Origin of the sequence: Neobacillus sp. 204, assembly GCF_046562815.1 — a bacterium.
In the GTDB taxonomy this organism is placed as follows: Bacteria; Bacillota; Bacilli; order Bacillales; family Cytobacillaceae; genus Neobacillus.
This window is the reverse complement of sequence record NZ_JBJORY010000006.1, coordinates 80,641-96,178: the sequence shown is the minus strand read 5'-3', so window position 1 is coordinate 96,178 and position 15,538 is coordinate 80,641. Positions and strand designations below refer to the sequence as shown.

Sequence of the window (15,538 nt, the reverse complement as noted above, 5' to 3'; positions counted from 1 at the left end):
GAAGGGTTTCTTTACTTAAGGCAGTAACAATGTTTACGAAAAGAGCCTTACTTAATAAGAACTAAAGGGAATGATCCCGCATTATCGGGAAGTAAGCCCCCCACTGATGTAATTTTCACTCTATGCTAACATACTAAAACGTATTTCATTATAGGAAAGAAAGGATGGCGATTGTAATTGGTTAAACCTGTTATTGCCATTGTAGGACGGCCCAACGTAGGAAAATCAACTATTTTTAATCGGATTGTCGGTGAACGAATTTCCATTGTTGAGGACATTCCAGGAGTGACAAGAGACCGTATTTATAGTTCAGGTGAGTGGTTAACACATGACTTTAATCTTATCGATACTGGTGGAATTGATATCGGTGATGAACCGTTTTTGGAACAAATTCGTCAGCAGGCGGAAATCGCCATTGATGAAGCAGATGTAATTATCTTCTTAACAAACGGACGTGAAGGAGTAACTGCAGCTGATGAAGAAGTGGCAAAAATACTATATAAATCTAAAAAGCCTGTTGTATTAGCTGTTAATAAAATAGATAATCCTGAAATGCGTGATCAAATCTATGATTTTTATTCATTAGGATTTGGTGAACCCATTCCAATTTCAGGTTCACATGGCCTAGGCTTAGGCGACCTATTAGATGAGGCAGCCAAACATTTTCCAAAAGACAAGTCAGTTGAATATGGTGAGGATGTAATCAAGTTTTCCTTAATTGGACGTCCAAATGTAGGGAAATCCTCTTTGGTCAATGCTATTTTAGGCGAAGAGCGTGTAATTGTCAGCAATATCGCCGGTACTACTCGCGACGCTGTCGATTCTCCTTATACATATGATGGGGGAAAATATGTCATAATTGATACAGCAGGAATTAGGAAAAAAGGAAAAGTTTATGAGAGTACGGAAAAATATAGTGTGCTTCGTGCACTAAGGGCAATTGAACGTTCTGACGTTGTTCTTGTTGTAATTAATGCCGAAGAAGGAATCATTGAACAGGACAAAAAGATTGCTGGATATGCTCATGAAGCGGGCAGGGCTGTTGTTATAGTGGTAAATAAATGGGATGCTGTTGAAAAAGATGAAAAGACCATGAAAGAACTTGAACGCAAGATAAGGGAACATTTCTTATTTCTTAGCTATGCTCCTATTGTTTTTTTATCTGCAAAAACAAAAAAACGGGTTCATACGCTTCTTCCAATGATCAATATTGCTAGTGAAAACCACTCAATGAGAGTTGAGACCAGCATACTTAATGATGTTATCATGGATGCGGTAGCAATGAATCCAACACCAACTGATAATGGTAGACGCTTAAGAATATATTACACAACGCAAGTGGCAGTTAAACCACCGACCTTTGTTGTATTCGTAAATGAACCTGAATTATTGCACTTTTCCTACGAGCGCTTCCTAGAGAACAGAATTAGAGAGGCATTTGGATTTGAGGGTACCCCTATCAAAATTTATGCAAGAGAAAGAAAATAAAGTTAAGGGTGGGTGTGATTTAAGTTGAATAATACTAAAACAGCAATAGCCGTTATAGGAGCAGGGAGCTGGGGAACTGCTTTGGCAATGGTACTTGCAGATAATGGACATGAAGTCCGTCTGTGGAGCCATGCTGAAGAACAGGTAAAAGAAATTAATGAAACACACACAAATAAGAAATATCTACCGGATATTGTTCTTTCAGAATTAATTGTTGGTTATGCCTCATTAAGTGATTCCTTAGCGGGAGTGGATACCCTAATATTGGCCGTTCCGACGAAAGCGATCCGGGAAGTTATCGGTAAAATTCGTGCGGTACATGCTGAACCATTAACGGTTGCACACGTTAGCAAAGGGATTGAACCTGATACGTTAATGCGCATCTCAGAAATTATTAAAGAAGAAATGCCAAGGGATTTATTAAAGGATGTCGTTGTACTTTCCGGGCCAAGTCATGCAGAAGAGGTAAGTCTTAGACATCCAACAACGGTAGCAGTTACATCCGAAAATATGGAAGCTGCAGAAAAAATTCAAGATTTATTCATTAACACTAATTTTCGTGTTTATACAAATTCGGATATCATCGGCGTCGAAATTGGTGGTGCCTTAAAAAATATTATTGCTCTTGCTGCGGGTATAACTGATGGTCTTGGCTATGGTGATAATGCTAAAGCTGCATTAATGACACGTGGGTTAGCAGAAATAGCACGACTCGGTACGAAAATGGGTGCCAACCCATTAACCTTTTCTGGCCTTGCGGGGATTGGTGATTTAATTGTTACATGCACAAGCGTGCACTCAAGGAACTGGAGAGCAGGAAACCTATTAGGGAAAGGGAAAACCCTTAATGAGGTGTTGGACAACATGGGAATGGTAGTAGAAGGCGTGAGAACCACTAAGGCTGCTTATCAGCTAGCAAAAAAGTATGATGTAAACATGCCGATTACTTTTGCCCTGTATGATGTCTTATTTAATGGGAAGAACGCAATCGATGCAGTAGATGTTTTAATGGCCCGTGGAAAAACCCATGAAATGGAAGATTTGGTCAATGTTTTAGAGGAACGAACTACTGAAGATTAAAAAATTGCATATTGAAGGAAATTGGGCTAGGATTTGCGGATGATTTTGAAAAGTTTTTCTTAATAAATGGGCGTTCGGTGAGACGCTTTGTGTCTAGATTGCATACAATGCAACGAAGCAACCTAGTAGTTATACGCTGGAGTATGGGTTATTTAGTCGTTAAAGCTGAAGTAAAGAATTCGCCCCTCTTTACTTCAGTTTTTTTTCTTTGGTTCAAAATTTTTCTAGAAAAGTTATCGCTTGTGATATAATTAATTTTCGATAAAGGGGGAGTTATATTTGTCGCCAGGTATGTTTAAAATGTGGGTCTCGATTGCAGGAATGGGGTTTATGTTCCTTGCTATTCTGACCATTTATTTAAGTAGATATAAGCTTAAAGGAGTACTCCGTATTATTACAGCCATTATCGCTTACTTATTAATGATTGTTGCCGGAATAACGCTTCTTATTGTTTTTTTAACATAATTGAGTTAAATACATAAATAAAAGGTGATTGTATGAAATGGAATCTACTCGGATGTTTTCTCGCATTAACGGCTCTTTTCCTGACAGGATGCATGTATCCAGAGGAGGAATTAGCAAAGAATCAAATCCCTTATAAAGATCAAATCTTAGCTGTTCAAACGGCAGTAGATGCCTTTAGAGAGGAAAATGGCGGAATCCTTCCAATAAAAACAAAAGAAGCTGAAACTCCAATTTATCAAAAGTATCCTATTGATTTTAAAAAAATCACACCTAAATTTATTTCAGAGCCTCCAGGAAACGCTTATGAAAACGGTGGGATTTTTCAATATGTACTTGTCGATGTTGAAACCAAACCAGCTGTAAAATTATTGGATTTAAGAATAACAGAAGCTATACGTGATATTAAATTAAGGATCAAAACAAAAGGGTATCCACCATATAAAGAACAACTTGCAAAAAATGTTTTTACTCTTGACTATAAACAATTAGGATATAAGAAAGCTCCTGTTGTAACTAGTCCATTTTCAGATCAAAATTTATCCTTTGTCATTACAGGCAGTGCTGAGGTATATGTAGATTATCGCCCTGATCTATATCAAGCAATGAAAAAAACGGATGTAAAGGTGAAACCAGGTGAGGATATCCGCCCAATATTAGTAAAGGATTCCATGTTTGTGCCTGCATACTCCTTACCATATTCTTGGGATTCTAAGACCAATGAACCAGTATTTTTAGAAGAATAAATAGTCATAACCCTTTTCCTATGAAATATATTGTAGGAGAAGGGTTTTTTTTTGGCAAATTCCAAATGAAAACATATATTGAAACCCTCCATTATCTCAAATGTTCAGACACTACAGATACAAGAGAACCTAGTGAATTTTTTATAAGGGGGTAAAAAAATTTTAGAAAAGTGTCATAACATTATAGGACAACGTCATAAACATATACTGTCCAAAAATACCTAAAATGGATGTTTAATCCCACTTTACTCTATGATCGGGAGGGGATCACTTGGAAAAGGTTGATATTTTTAAGGATATTGCCGAGAGAACCGGCGGTGATATTTATCTAGGAGTAGTCGGAGCAGTACGAACTGGAAAATCTACATTTATAAAAAAATTTATGGAGCTTGTTGTTTTACCGAATATAAGCAGTGAAGCTGAGAGGTCACGAGCACTGGATGAGTTACCTCAAAGCGCAGCAGGAAAAACGATTATGACTACAGAACCAAAATTCGTGCCAAATCAAGCTGCAACTGTTCATGTTGATGATGGTCTAAATGTCAATATCAGGCTAGTGGATTGTGTAGGCTATACGGTCCCGGGTGCGAAAGGCTATGAAGATGAAAATGGCCCAAGAATGATTACGACCCCATGGTATGAGGAACCCATTCCTTTCCATGAAGCAGCTGAAATTGGCACAAGAAAAGTTATTCAAGAGCATTCTACCATCGGGGTCGTTGTAACAACAGATGGGACGATTGGTGAGATTCCTAGAAGTAACTATATTGAGGCTGAAGAAAGAGTGATTAACGAGCTGAAGGAAGTTGGTAAACCATTTATCATGGTCGTTAACAGTGCACAGCCCTACCATCCAAGCACTGAAACATTAAGATCGAGTTTAGCAGATAAATATGATATCCCAGTTATCGCTATGAGTGTTGAAAGTATGCGCGACAGCGATGTTCTTAATGTCCTTCGTGAAGCACTATACGAGTTCCCAGTTCTTGAAGTGAATGTGAATCTGCCAAGTTGGGTAATGGTCCTAAGAGAAAACCACTGGCTTCGTGAAAGCTATCAAGATGCTGTCAAGGAAACCGTAAAAGATATCAAGAGATTAAGAGATGTTGATCGAGTCGTACAACACTTTAGCGAGTTTGAGTTCATTGAAAAAGCTGGATTAGCAGGAATCGAAATGGGTTCAGGGGTCGCTGAAATCGATTTATTTGCACCAGATGAATTGTATGATGATATATTAAAAGAAATCGTCGGAGTAGAAATCCGCGGGAAAGATCATCTGCTCGAATTAATGCAGGATTTTGCTCATGCTAAAGCAGAATATGACCATATTGCCGATGCCTTAAAAATGGTGAAACAAACGGGTTATGGTATTGCCTCACCAACTCTTTCAGATATGAGTCTTGAGGAACCAGAAATTATTCGTCAAGGTGCACGATTTGGTGTAAGGCTCCGCGCTGTAGCACCATCCATCCATATGATAAAAGTGGATGTTGAATCGGAATTCGCACCGATTATTGGGACTGAAAAACAAAGTGAGGAACTAGTTAGATACCTAATGCAGGATTTTGAAGATGATCCGTTATCTATCTGGAATTCAGATATCTTTGGCAGGAGTTTAAGCTCCATCGTTCGAGAAGGAATCCAAGCAAAGCTCTCCTTAATGCCGGAAAATGCCAGATATAAATTAAAAGAAACATTAGAGAGAATTATAAATGAAGGATCAGGCGGCTTAATTGCCATAATTCTTTAGGCTATGGACTCCAAAGCGGAGTCTTTTTTTTGTTGAAAAGAGGGGATTGATTAGGAGGCAAACTGCCATTATTTTAAAATATCTACCAAAAACGGACAAATTAAGTAGAATTTTGTTGAACAAAAGAAAAGATTACCATAAATTCATGAATTCTTCTTGATAAGCTGATTTGATTATGATAATCTTTAAACTGAATTACGTTATAGTGTGTGAACCCTTATTCCATAAGGGTTTTTCCTAAAAAAAGTAGATTTGTGTTACTAATTTAATCATTTTAGATTACTTTGGTAATAAAACAGCACTATGACGTATAGAAATTAGAAAAATTGTTTAGAAATGTAGATAAGTAATCTTATTTACGAATCTTGATAATTTCTTTGGGAGGAGGTGAATGGCATGAACAAGACAGAACTTATTAATGCAGTTGCTGAAGCAAGCGAACTTTCTAAAAAGGACGCAACTAAAGCAGTTGATGCTGTTTTTGATGCGATTTTAGATGCTTTGAAAAATGGTGATAAAGTACAATTAATCGGTTTTGGAAACTTTGAAGTACGTGAGCGTGCAGCTCGTAAAGGTCGTAACCCTCAAACAGGTGAGGAAATCGATATCGCGGCTAGCAAAGTTCCAGCATTTAAACCAGGTAAAGCGCTTAAAGACGCAGTAAAATAATTACATAAATTTATTGCTATAAGCGAATGCTTAAGCAAAAAGGTCATGGTAAAGTCCATGGCCTTTTTTCTATATTTTTGCTTGAACTTTAAAGATTGTGCTAATATGTATTTGTCATATATACTTGACTGAACATTAGGAGGAATTTTTATATGTCACAAGTGAATCGTGCCCAAATTGAAGAAGCGGTACGTTTAATATTAGAAGCAATCGGTGAAGACCCCAATCGTGAAGGTCTTCAGGATACACCAAAACGAGTAGCAAAAATGTATGAAGAGGTTTTTAGCGGTTTAAACGAGGATCCAAAGACTCATTTTGAAACAATTTTTAGTGAAGATCATGAAGAATTGGTATTAGTTAAAGATATCCCGTTTTATTCCATGTGTGAACATCATCTCGTTCCTTTCTTTGGAAAAGCACATGTAGCATACATTCCTAAAAACGGCCGTGTTACCGGATTAAGCAAATTAGCCAGGGCAGTTGAAGCTGTCGCAAAGAGACCTCAGCTCCAAGAACGGATTACTTCCACAATTGCAGACAGCATGATGGAAAAATTAGAACCACACGGGGTAATGGTAGTTGTCGAAGCAGAACATATGTGTATGACCATGCGCGGAGTTAAAAAACCAGGCTCTAAAACTGTAACCACTGCTGTCCGCGGAACTCTTTCGGAAGATGCTGTTGCACGGTCTGAAGTGCTTTCGTTAATTAAATATTAGTTATTATTCCTAATCGTATTTGAGGTGATTACATGGAGAAACGAGAAAATCAAAATAGTGAGTATGTAGTGATTAAGGCAATTGATGATGGGGTCAATGTTATCGGCTTAACTAGAGGATCTGATACTAAATTTCATCATTCAGAGAAGCTTGATAAAGGAGAAGTCCTTATTGCTCAATTTACAGAGCATACTTCCGCTATTAAAATCAGGGGAAATGCGAAAATTCTCACACAACTTGGTCAAATAGAAAGTGAACTAAAAAAATAAAAAATAATTCTAATCACACTGTTTTCATCTTATTTCATATCAGCTTAAATGATTATTTTGTGAATTTCTGCCTAAAGAATATCTTTTATGTTATAATGGTGTCTGCCTTGTTTTTAGAAAAACGGCATGAATTTTACTATGCAAATAGGAAATAAGAATACATAAAGACATTACTTAGGGGAAGCAAGGGTGATTTAATTGCTGGACATTCGACAAAAATTCACAAATATTAGAGAGCAGGTCGAAAAAAGAGTTTGTGACACATACTTGCTCAAATATATTGAGGTTCCAATTATTGATGAGGATAAACTGCTTATCCTAGTCTCAATAATGGAGCGTCTCGAATTGTCATACAGCGATATGAAGAATTACGCCTTATCAACAATGCTAATACAAATCGCCCTTGATACACATGAACGTATATCAGATGCATCTGTTGACGAAAAAAATCGTCAATTAACTGTTCTTGCTGGGGATTACTTTAGTGGATTATATTACAAGCTTTTGGCAGAATCAGAAGATATATTGATGATTAAGGCACTTTCTAAAGGGATTAAAGAAGTGAATGAAAATAAAATTTCAGTTTATCAAAATGAAATAGGATCAATAGAAGAGTTAATGACAAGCATTAAGCGAATAGAAAGTTCCTTACTTGGACATCTCTCTGAGTATTTTAAAGTTGACCTCTGGAATGAATTTCTTGAAAATTTACTTCTGTTTAAACGTTTATTAAAAGAAAAAAGCCTATTTATCAAATCAGAAAACTCCGTTTTATTCGAAGCCATGAAATCAATTGTATTCCCAATTAATAACTTTAAAATGAAAGAGTTATCAAGTGATCAAAAAAGTCACTTGTTTCAATATTGTGACCAGTATCTTGAAATAACAAAAAAAGTGATTGAAAAAGGATTAGAGCAACTTCCCTACTTAAATGAACTACTTGAGAATAGAATTATTTTGCTATTAAACCAATACCAGCCAAATGCAAAAACTTTTGTGGAAGAAGGGTAATAAAATCATGCAGGAATCGAAAGAACAGCGGGTTCACAATGTGTTTGAAAAGATTTCCGATAACTACGATAAAATGAATTCTGTTATCAGTTTTCAACAACACATCAAGTGGCGGAAAGACACGATGAAAAAAATGAATGTACAGCCTGGTTCGCGAGCTCTGGATGTTTGTTGCGGTACTGCTGATTGGACAATAGCCTTAGCTGAAGCAGTTGGTCCAACAGGTGATGTGACTGGTTTGGATTTTAGCCAAAACATGCTCAATGTGGGGATAGAAAAGGTTAAAGACCTAGGATTAAAACAGGTGAAATTAGTACATGGTAATGCAATGGAACTCCCTTTTCCAGATAATAGTTTTGATTATGTTACGATTGGCTTTGGTTTAAGGAATGTCCCTGATTATCTGACCGTATTAAAAGAAATGCACCGTGTAGTAAGGCCTGGCGGAATAGCTGTCTGCTTAGAGACATCACAGCCTACCTTAATAGGCTATAAACAGCTCTATTATTTTTATTTTCGCTTTATCATGCCGATGTTTGGTAAGCTGCTTGCAAAAAGTTATCGTGAGTACTCTTGGCTACATGAGTCTGCGCGTGATTTTCCTGGGATGAGGGAACTTGCTAAAATGTTTGAACAAGCCGGCTTCAAAGATGTGAAATATAAACCATATAGCGGCGGCGCAGCAGCTGTTCATATTGGTAAGAAGAATTAATTTTTTGAACTAGAAGACAGGATGAAAAGCTGGGTGAATACAAATGAAATTAAAAATGATGTATTCATTTTTGAATTCGGATATTAACTTGATTGAAAAAAAGTTGGAAGAGACTATACATGCAGAGTCCCTTCTACTGAAACAAGCTTCTATGCATACATTACAAGCCGGAGGAAAAAGAATTCGTCCTGTTTTTGTTTTGCTTGCTGGTAAATTTGGTAATTATGATATACATGTGATGAAGAATGTTGCTGTTGCACTTGAATTAATACATATGGCCTCACTTGTCCATGATGATGTGATCGACGATGCTGATCTACGGCGAGGGCAGCCAACAGTTAAATCCAAATGGGATAACAAAATCGCTATGTATACCGGTGACTTTGTCTTTGCTCTAGCGATAGAATTAATGACTAACATAGAGAATCCTATTGCCCATAAAATTTTAGCTAATACAATTGTTGAAGTATCACTAGGGGAAATTCAACAAATAAAAGATAAATATCGCTTTAATCAAAACCTCCGGGATTATCTACGTAGAATTAAGAGAAAAACGGCTCTCTTAATTGCTGTTAGTTGTCAATTAGGAGCCATTGCTGCTAATGTGGAGGAATCTGTCCATAAGAAACTTTACCGTTTTGGGTACTATGTTGGTATGTCTTATCAAATTATTGACGATATTTTAGATTTTACTTCTACTGAGAAGGAATTAGGGAAGCCAGCTGGGGGAGATCTGCTGCAGGGAAATATTACTGCCCCTGCGCTTTTTGCAATGGAAAAGGATGAAATACGTAGAGAGATTGAAAAGGTTCATGAATCTATGGGCTCTTTAGAGATAACAAAAATAATTTCTATTATTAAAAACTCTGGTGCAATTGAAAAATCAATCGCCCTAAGTGATCTTTATCTCAAAAAGGCTTTGGCAGAATTAGAGGGATTACCTGCAAATAAAGCGAAAAAAACTCTGCACGATATTGCAAAGTTCATTGGGAAACGGAAATTTTAAACAACTTGTTAAATTTTCGAAAAAATGATAGTATTTTTCATGGATTGTTTTCTAAAAAAAACAATCATTATACATAATAATTTATTTTAGGAGTGGAATTCATGGAAAAAACATTTTTAATGGTAAAACCTGATGGCGTACAACGTAGTTTAATTGGAGAAATTGTAGCACGTTTTGAAAGAAAGGGCTTTCAATTAGTTGGAGCTAAATTAATGAGTATTCCAACTGAACTAGCTGAAGAACATTATGGTGAACATAAAGAGCGTCCATTCTTTGGAGAATTAGTAGACTTTATTACTTCTGGCCCGGTTTTTGCAATGGTTTGGCAAGGTGAGAATGTGATTGCAACTGCCCGCCAAATGATGGGCTCTACTAATCCGAAAGATGCTGCACCTGGAACTATTCGCGGCGATTTTGGATTAACAGTAGGGAAAAATGTTATCCATGGTTCTGATTCACCTGCAAGTGCTGAGCGTGAAATTGGCTTATTTTTTAAAGATTCTGGGGTTGTAGAATACAATAAACTCGTAAACGAATGGATTTATTAATCGAATGAAAAAAGGGCATTTGTATAGTCAATATACGAATGCCCTTTTTTTATGAAATTAATTCTCTTTTTTCTGAATTCTTATACTATGTTTATTGAGCGGTATATGGTATATTGATACAAAATTCTTTAATGAGTTGAAGGGGGAAAGTGAAATGGGAATGAGATATTTAACAGCAGGAGAATCCCATGGGCCGCAATTAACAACAATTATAGAAGGCCTCCCTGCAGGTATGCCATTATTATTGGAAGATATAAATGAAGAATTATCTAGACGCCAAAAGGGTTATGGCCGAGGAAGAAGAATGCAAATTGAAAAGGATACAGCTCAAATTGTTTCTGGGGTCCGTCACGGTTACACTCTTGGTTCTCCCATTGCATTAGTTGTTGAAAACAATGACTGGAAACATTGGACGAAGATAATGGGCGCAGAACCACTAGAAGAAGGACAAGAAGATGAAGTAAAACGGAAAGTAACTCGTGCCCGTCCAGGCCATGCTGATTTAAATGGTGCAATTAAATATGGGCACAGGGATATGAGAAATGTCCTTGAACGTTCTTCTGCACGTGAAACAACCGTTAGAGTTGCTGCAGGTTCCGTTGCCAAAAAGCTATTATCATTGGTTGGTGTTGAACTTGTTTCACATGTGGTTGAAATAGGCGGGGTAAAGGCTGAATTGGATAGTTCACTTACCTTTAAGGAATTAAAGGAAAAGACAGAAAATTCTCCTGTACGATGTGCTGATCCAAATGTGGAAAATGATATGATGGCTGCCATAGATGAAGCAAAGAAAAATGGGGATTCGATTGGCGGCGTCGTAGAAGTGATTGCTACGGGTATGCCAGCAGGAGTTGGAAGTTACGTTCATTATGATCGTAAATTGGATGGAAAACTAGCAGCAGCGATAATGAGTATAAATGCCTTCAAAGGTGTAGAAATTGGCATTGGTTTTGAAGCTGCAAGGAAGCCTGGAAGTGAAGTTCATGATGAAATAGCTTGGGATCAAGTAAAAGGTTATTACCGTAAGACTAATCGTCTTGGCGGATTTGAAGGTGGTATGACAACAGGTATGCCAGTTGTTATCAGAGGTGTGATGAAACCAATCCCAACACTATATAAACCATTAATGAGCGTTGATATTGACTCAAAAGAGCCTTTTGCTGCAAGCGTCGAACGTTCAGACAGTTGTGCAGTGCCTGCTGCAGCTGTTGTTGCAGAAAATGCTGTTGCATGGGAACTTGCAAACGCATTGGTAGAACAATTTTACAGTGACCGTTTTGAAACCTTTGCAGAGGAAATTAACAGGCAACGTGAATATGCGAGGGAATTTTAATGGAAACCATTCAAATCCATACAGAGTCAAAAAACTATAATGTCTTTGTGGGGGAAGGGGTAAGTAAGGAAATTGGAGCTTTTTTGGCCAATCACTTTACAGGGTTAACAAGAATATTAATTATTACCGATGAAACTGTGGCAAATCTGCATCTGGAAAAATTATTGTTGGAGTTGAATTCGTTAAACCCTGTAATTTTTACTGCTCCTAGTGGCGAACATGCAAAAACGTTTGACGTTTATTACGATGCGCTTTCAACGGCACTTGAAAACAAACTGGACCGGAAATCTGTCATAATCTCATTAGGCGGTGGGGCAGTTGGAGATTTGTCAGGATTTGTTGCTGCATCCTTTATGAGGGGCATTCCATTTATACAAGTCCCAACCACCATATTAGCTCACGACAGTGCCGTAGGCGGCAAGGTAGCCATTAATCATCCGCTCGGGAAAAACATGATTGGAGCCTTTCATCAGCCAGAAGCTGTTTTTTATGATTTAGAAGTCCTTAAAACACTACCAGTACATGAGATTCGTTCAGGTTTTGCTGAGGTTATTAAACATGCACTCATTGATGATGCCAATTTCTATGAGTGGCTAAAAGAAAATGTCCAGGACCTTCAAACAATCCCATTGGAGATTCTATCAGAATCCTTAATTAAAGGCATAAAAGTAAAAGGTAAAATCGTTGGTCAAGATGAAAGAGAAACTGGGATTCGAGCTTACTTAAATTTGGGCCATACACTTGGGCATGCGATAGAATCGGAAATGGGTTATGGGAATTTTACTCACGGAGAAGCAGTGATGATCGGAATGATTTATGCACTAAAGCTAAGTAAACAATTACTTGGACTTACTTTCGATTTAGAAGAATTTACAAACTGGATTGAAAAACTTGGTTATGAATCGAAAATTCCGGGGAATCTATCCTTTGAAAAATTAATTAATAAAATGAAGCAGGATAAAAAGTCAGTTAGGGACGCAATTCGTTTTGTCTTACTTGAACAATTGGGGCAGCCAACAGTGAAGGAAATATCGGAAAGAGTTTTACTAGAACAATTAAACAGTTAATAAAGGGGGGCTTTTCTTGATTAGAGGGATGAGAGGAGCAATCACGGTTGATCAGAATTCAGAGGAAGAAATTATCTCTGCTACAGAAGAACTATTTGTTAGGTTAATTGAAGAAAATCATTTACAACCAGATCAGGTCGGGTCCATTTTTATTTCAACCACCCAGGATGTAAACGCGGCATTCCCTGCAAAGGCTCTTCGCAAATTTGAGGGGTGGACATATGTTCCTGTGATGTGTATGCAGGAAATTCCTGTACCAAATTCTTTAAAGATGTGTGTCAGGGTCATGATGCATGTGAATATTAACATACCACAAGAAGAAATTATTCATGTATACTTAAAAGGTGCAACAGTTCTGAGGCCCGACCTTGGCAGCAGCCTAGCAAAATAGGTAGAATTTATTAATGATTTAATAGAATAACCTTACGAACGGAGTGAGTAAACATGAGATGGAAAGAGCAGTTATTACAACTGACTCCTTATCAACCAGGTAAATCAATAGAGGCAGTAAAGAGGCAATATAAGCTTGATAAAATCGTAAAGCTAGCTTCAAATGAGAATCCTTTTGGATGCTCAGGACAAGTACTAGAGGCTCTTCAATCGAATCAAACAAGTTTGGCTATTTATCCAGATGGCTACGCAACTACTTTAAGAGAGACACTCTCAGCATTTTTAAAAGTTGATGAAGAAGAATTAATATTTGGAAATGGCTCAGATAACTTAATTCAAATCATTTCAAGGGCACTTCTACATCCGAATGCCAATACAATTATGGCCACACCTAGCTTTTCACAATATAAGCATAACGCAGTTATTGAAGGGGCGGTTTGTAAGGAAGTCCCGCTTGTAAACGGAGAACATGATTTAGACGCGATGTTGGCAGCGATTGATGATCAGACCAATGTTATTTGGTTATGCAGCCCTAATAATCCTACAGGTACATATATACCAGAATCTAAGTTAAACGCTTTTCTAGAAAAAGTTCCAGCCGATATTCTGGTTGTACTCGATGAAGCTTATTATGAATATGTTGTCGCTGAAGATTACTATGATTCCATTAAATTAGCTCGAAAATATGAAAATTTAATTGTCCTGAGAACTTTTTCAAAAATATATGGTCTTGCTGCCTTGAGGATTGGATATGGGGTTGCCAATCGGTCAATTATTAAAGCACTTGAACCTGCTCGGGAGCCATTTAATGTTAATTCTTTAGGTCAATTAGCGGCGACTGCAGCAATAAAAGATCAGGAATTTATTAACACCTGCAAAGAAAAAAATAGGCTGGGACTTGAACAGTTCTATGAATTCTGTGGGAAGTATGAACTCGACTATTACCCATCACAAACCAATTTTATTTTAATTGATTGTAAAACAGATGGGGACCTGGTATTCCAAAATCTAATGGAGAGAGGCTATATTGTTCGTTCCGGGAAAGCTCTTGGTTTTCCTACTGGGGTTAGAATTACAGTGGGATCATTTGAACAAAATGAAGGTGTTCTCAATGCATTAGGAGAATTTTTGTCTCAAAAGTAAAAAAGTTCTGCTTTGTTTTTAGGGGGAGTTATCATTGAAAGGCCGTGTTTTTGTTATAGGCTTAGGATTAATTGGAGGTTCTCTAGCCCTTTGTATAAAAAAGGAACATGGGGATGCAACTATTGTAGGATTCGATATTAATAGTGAACAGGCAAGACTAGCAAAAATGCTTGGGGTCATTGATGAAATAGCGGACGATATCTACAGTGGCGCAATTGATGCTAATTTAATTATTATTTCTGCACCTGTAAATGAAACAGAGGAAATTATTCAGTTCCTTGCAGGTCTCCCTCTCCATCCAGAGGTTATTGTGACAGATACAGGTAGTACAAAAAGCAAGATTGTTGGAAGTGCCAAGAGTTTATATGATAGAGAAATTACCTTTATTGGTGGACATCCAATGGCTGGATCTCATAAAAGTGGTGTATCTGCTGCCAAAGAAATTTTATTTGAAAATGCATTTTACCTGTTAACACCACAGGAACATATAGAAGATTCAAAAGTAGAAATACTAAAATCATGGTTAATAGGTACAAAAGCCAAGTTTTTAACGATCACGCCAGAAAATCACGATTATCTCACTGGGATTGTCAGTCATTTCCCTCATATTATTGCTGCCTCTATTGTTCGCCAAACTGAAAAGTTAGCAGAAGCCGAGGGCCTAATTCCTCGTCTAGCAGCAGGCGGGTTTAGAGATATAACCCGGATTGCCTCAAGCAGTCCAAAGATGTGGAAGGATATCCTCCTCCACAATCGCGAGATATTGATTGAATTGCTCAATCAGTGGCAAGAAGAAATGAATGGTGTCAAAATGTTGCTTGAAAATGAAAATAGTTCGGCAATATATGACTATTTTCACCAAGCAAAACAATTCCGTGATGGTCTGCCTGTAAAAGAAAAGGGTGCGATTCCGGCATTTTATGATTTGTTTGTTGATGTACCGGATTACCCAGGTGTAGTTTCTGAAATTACCGGTTATTTAGCGAAGGAAGAAATTAGTATCACTAATATTCGAATTCAAGAAACACGTGAAGATATAAATGGTATTTTAATTATTAGTTTTCAAACAGAAGAGGACCGACAAAAAGCTGAACAATGTATTGGTACCTATTCCAACTATGAAACATCTATTGGTTCTTAAAAAT

General features: G+C 37.3%; 17 protein-coding genes. All 17 read left to right on the top strand.

Going from position 1 to position 15,538, the window contains the following annotated elements:
- The first annotated feature begins 177 nt into the window (after nucleotides 1–177).
- The 17 genes from der to ACJ004_RS13610 all read left to right on the top strand — a co-directional run bounded on the left by der (nucleotide 178) and on the right by ACJ004_RS13610 (nucleotide 15,534).
- On the top strand, nucleotides 178–1,488 hold the full coding sequence (gene der, locus ACJ004_RS13690) for a ribosome biogenesis GTPase Der (RefSeq protein WP_410893597.1): 1,311 nt from the start codon (nucleotides 178–180) through the stop codon (nucleotides 1,486–1,488).
- Nucleotides 1,489–1,575: 87 nt separating this feature from the next.
- Nucleotides 1,576–2,568, top strand: a complete 993-nt coding sequence (locus ACJ004_RS13685) for an NAD(P)H-dependent glycerol-3-phosphate dehydrogenase (protein ID WP_410893926.1) — start codon at nucleotides 1,576–1,578, stop codon at nucleotides 2,566–2,568.
- A 279-nt stretch (nucleotides 2,569–2,847) separates the two neighbouring features.
- Entirely contained in the window at nucleotides 2,848–3,033 is a 186-nt protein-coding gene (locus ACJ004_RS13680; protein ID WP_410893596.1) for a DUF2768 domain-containing protein, read from the top strand.
- A 32-nt stretch (nucleotides 3,034–3,065) separates the two neighbouring features.
- On the top strand, nucleotides 3,066–3,776 hold the full coding sequence (locus tag ACJ004_RS13675) for a hypothetical protein (RefSeq protein WP_410893595.1): 711 nt from the start codon (nucleotides 3,066–3,068) through the stop codon (nucleotides 3,774–3,776).
- 271 nt (nucleotides 3,777–4,047) lie between these two features.
- A complete protein-coding gene (gene spoIVA / locus ACJ004_RS13670; protein WP_410893594.1) occupies nucleotides 4,048–5,526 on the top strand; it encodes a stage IV sporulation protein A in 1,479 nt (492 codons plus the stop codon).
- Between the two features lie 396 nt (nucleotides 5,527–5,922).
- Nucleotides 5,923–6,195, top strand: a complete 273-nt coding sequence (locus ACJ004_RS13665; RefSeq protein ID WP_026563932.1) for an HU family DNA-binding protein — start codon at nucleotides 5,923–5,925, stop codon at nucleotides 6,193–6,195.
- 152 nt (nucleotides 6,196–6,347) lie between these two features.
- Entirely contained in the window at nucleotides 6,348–6,914 is a 567-nt protein-coding gene (folE, locus tag ACJ004_RS13660) for a GTP cyclohydrolase I FolE (protein WP_410893593.1), read from the top strand.
- 32 nt (nucleotides 6,915–6,946) lie between these two features.
- Entirely contained in the window at nucleotides 6,947–7,183 is a 237-nt protein-coding gene (mtrB, locus tag ACJ004_RS13655; RefSeq protein ID WP_410893592.1) for a trp RNA-binding attenuation protein MtrB, read from the top strand.
- Nucleotides 7,184–7,381: 198 nt separating this feature from the next.
- Nucleotides 7,382–8,194 (top strand): heptaprenyl diphosphate synthase component 1, encoded by an 813-nt coding sequence (locus tag ACJ004_RS13650; RefSeq protein WP_410893591.1) that lies wholly within the window; start codon nucleotides 7,382–7,384, stop codon nucleotides 8,192–8,194.
- Between the two features lie 7 nt (nucleotides 8,195–8,201).
- Entirely contained in the window at nucleotides 8,202–8,906 is a 705-nt protein-coding gene (locus ACJ004_RS13645) for a demethylmenaquinone methyltransferase (protein WP_410893590.1), read from the top strand.
- Between the two features lie 43 nt (nucleotides 8,907–8,949).
- Nucleotides 8,950–9,912, top strand: a complete 963-nt coding sequence (gene hepT / locus ACJ004_RS13640) for a heptaprenyl diphosphate synthase component II (protein ID WP_410893589.1) — start codon at nucleotides 8,950–8,952, stop codon at nucleotides 9,910–9,912.
- Between the two features lie 101 nt (nucleotides 9,913–10,013).
- Nucleotides 10,014–10,460, top strand: a complete 447-nt coding sequence (gene ndk / locus ACJ004_RS13635; protein ID WP_410893588.1) for a nucleoside-diphosphate kinase — start codon at nucleotides 10,014–10,016, stop codon at nucleotides 10,458–10,460.
- A gap of 160 nt (nucleotides 10,461–10,620) precedes the next feature.
- On the top strand, nucleotides 10,621–11,793 hold the full coding sequence (aroC, locus tag ACJ004_RS13630) for a chorismate synthase (protein WP_410893924.1): 1,173 nt from the start codon (nucleotides 10,621–10,623) through the stop codon (nucleotides 11,791–11,793).
- Nucleotides 11,793–12,860, top strand: coding sequence for a 3-dehydroquinate synthase (aroB, locus tag ACJ004_RS13625; protein WP_410893587.1), 1,068 nt, complete (start codon nucleotides 11,793–11,795; stop codon nucleotides 12,858–12,860). Before aroC ends, aroB begins: the two co-directional genes overlap by 1 nt.
- 16 nt (nucleotides 12,861–12,876) lie before the next feature.
- The gene (gene aroH, locus ACJ004_RS13620; protein WP_410893586.1) at nucleotides 12,877–13,251 is read left to right on the top strand and encodes a chorismate mutase; all 375 of its coding nucleotides are present in this window, start codon (nucleotides 12,877–12,879) and stop codon (nucleotides 13,249–13,251) included.
- A gap of 53 nt (nucleotides 13,252–13,304) precedes the next feature.
- Nucleotides 13,305–14,393, top strand: coding sequence for a histidinol-phosphate transaminase (gene hisC, locus ACJ004_RS13615; RefSeq protein ID WP_410893585.1), 1,089 nt, complete (start codon nucleotides 13,305–13,307; stop codon nucleotides 14,391–14,393).
- Nucleotides 14,394–14,427: 34 nt separating this feature from the next.
- On the top strand, nucleotides 14,428–15,534 hold the full coding sequence (locus ACJ004_RS13610; RefSeq protein ID WP_410893584.1) for a prephenate dehydrogenase: 1,107 nt from the start codon (nucleotides 14,428–14,430) through the stop codon (nucleotides 15,532–15,534).
- Nucleotides 15,535–15,538 lie beyond the last annotated feature (4 nt).